Source organism: Leucobacter sp. M11 (assembly GCF_035726885.1).
Taxonomy (GTDB): Bacteria; Actinomycetota; Actinomycetes; order Actinomycetales; family Microbacteriaceae; genus JAPFRB01.
The window spans coordinates 19,823-21,946 of record NZ_JAPFRB010000007.1 but is presented as its reverse complement, the minus strand read 5'-3'; the positions used below and the strand labels follow the sequence as shown (position 1 = coordinate 21,946).

Sequence of the window (2,124 nt, the reverse complement as noted above, 5' to 3'; positions counted from 1 at the left end):
CGCCAGAGGGTGTCCCAGAGCGCGCCCGTGAGCCGACCGACCTGCTCCTGCACGATCGTGTGCTCCAGGGTGTTCAGCCCGGTGCCGCCCCACTCCGCCGGCATGTTCATGCCGCCGAGGCCGTGGCTGAGCACGAGGTCGTGCACCTCGCGGTGCTGCTCGGGGCTGAGCCCGTTATTCCGCTCGCAGTCATCCTCGAAGCGGTACATCTGCCGGGTCCAGGAGGCCGCTCGTTCGCGGAGCTCCTGTTGCCGAGGGGTGAGTGAGAAATCCATGCTGGTGATGCCTTTCTGTGCGTGGTGGCGGGAACCGGGGCTCGGCTGGGACTCAGCCGTTGCCGCGTTGCCGCTCGGTGTGCTGGGCGCTCGCCCAGACGGCGCGGGCGTCCAGGGCGATGGCCCCGTCCGGGGACACCTGAATCGGGTTGCACTCGACCTCGGCGAACTCGGGGTGGCTCGCGGCAAAGCGGGAGAGGTCTCGGACGGCGGCACTGGCGGCGTCGAGGTCAACGGGCGGGTTCCCCCGCACCCCGGAGAGCAGGGCGCTGCCGCGCAGGGAGCGCAGCATCTCGCGGGCGCGGGTGAGGTCCACGGGGCCGAGCGCGACGCGCACGTCCCGGAACACCTCCGCGTAGATGCCGCCGAGCCCGACGAGCGTCATGGGGCCGAAGCGGGGATCCCAGCGGGAGCCGACGATCAGCTCCACGGCGTGCGGCTGCGTCACCATCCGCTCGACGGAGCACGCCGCTGGGTCGAGCGCGGAGCGGATCTCGTTCCAGGCGCGCGCGAGGGCGTGCTCGGAGTCGATGAAGAGCTTGACCCCGCCCCGGTCGCTCTTGTGCTCGTCCCCGAGCGCCTTGAGCACGACGGGGTACCCGTGCTCCTCGGCGAAGGCGAGCGCCTCGCCGAGCCCGGTGACGCGGCGGGCCGCGGGGAAGCTCAGCCCCGAGGCGGCCAGGGCCGCGCGGATGTCGAGGTAGTCCCGGCTGGCCTCGGCGGGGGCGGGCTCGGGGACCGGCGGCACCCACGGGGTCTGGGCGGTCGTCCTCGTGCTGACCCGGGACAGCGCCCACGCGGCCTCCCGAATCCCCCCCGTACACCGGGATGCGTCCCTCCCGCAGGATCTGCGCGGCCGGGGACCCCGGGTGCATCGTCTGGACGAACAGCGGGTGCGGGCGCGTCTCCTGCGCTCGGACGATGCGCCGGGCGGTGTCGAGCTCCTGTGCGGCGAGCTGCTCCCCGTAGAGGGCGTAGCCGCCGAAGTAGCCGCTGAGCACCGTGGCGTCGCTCTCGGTGCCGTCCGCCAGGATGTCGAGCACGCGGGCGAAGCACGCGATGTCTTGCTCGCCGCCGCCGGCCACGTCGATCGGGTTCGCGACCGAGGCGGTGGGCGGCAGCTCGCGGGCGATCCGGTCCCGCAGCTCCGGGCTGAACTCATCTGTGTCGAGCCCGCGCTCCGCGAGCACGTCGCTCGCGATGGACGCGTGCCCGCCGCCGTCGGCAAGCACCGCGACCCGGTGGCCGCCCGGCGCGATCCGGGCGGCGAGCGCCACGAGGAGATCCGCGACCTGGGAGGGGGCGGTGACCTGCTCGATGCCCGCGGCCTCGCAGACGGCGGCGACGACCGAGGCCGAGGTGGCGAGCGCCCCGGTGTGCGAGCGGGCGTTGCGCGCGGAGGCGTCCGTGCCGCCCACCGTGAGCAGGACGAGGGCTTTGCCCGCCTCCCGGGCGTTCAGGGCCGCGCGGGCGAAGCGCCGGCCGTCCCGGAAGTCCTCGCAGTAGACCGCGATCGTGCCGGTGTTCGGGTCGGCGACGCAGGACTCGATGAGCTCCGCGGCGTCGATGTCCGCCTGGTTCCCGAGGCTGGCGAAGCGGGACAGGCCGAGCCCCGCGGCCTTCAGGTGCCCGGCGATCTCGAGCGCGATGTTGCCGCTCTGCGAGATGACGGCGATGTCGCCGACGGGAAAGGAGTTCGGGGCCAGGCGCACCCCGGCCGCGTGGTCCACGATCCCGAGGCAGTTTGGGCCGAGGAGCCGGGCCCCGGCGGCGAGCGCCCGCGCCGTGATGCGCCGCTCCAGCGCTTTGCCCTCCTCCCCCATTTCGCCCATGCCCCCGGTGATGGCGA

At 73.9% G+C, this 2,124-nt stretch carries 2 protein-coding genes and 1 pseudogene; all 3 read right to left on the bottom strand.

Annotation, left to right across the window (positions count from 1 at the left end):
- A partial coding sequence (locus OOT08_RS18000) for an acyl-CoA dehydrogenase family protein (protein WP_325094258.1) occupies positions 1-275 on the bottom strand: 275 nt, incomplete at its 3' end.
- 52 nt (positions 276-327) lie between these two features.
- On the bottom strand, positions 328-1,023 hold the full coding sequence (locus OOT08_RS17995) for an acetate--CoA ligase family protein (RefSeq protein ID WP_325094257.1): 696 nt from the start codon (positions 1,021-1,023) through the stop codon (positions 328-330).
- Positions 1,024-1,606: 583 nt separating this feature from the next.
- Positions 1,607-2,124, bottom strand: a pseudogene (locus OOT08_RS19270) (hypothetical protein); the annotation flags it as partial.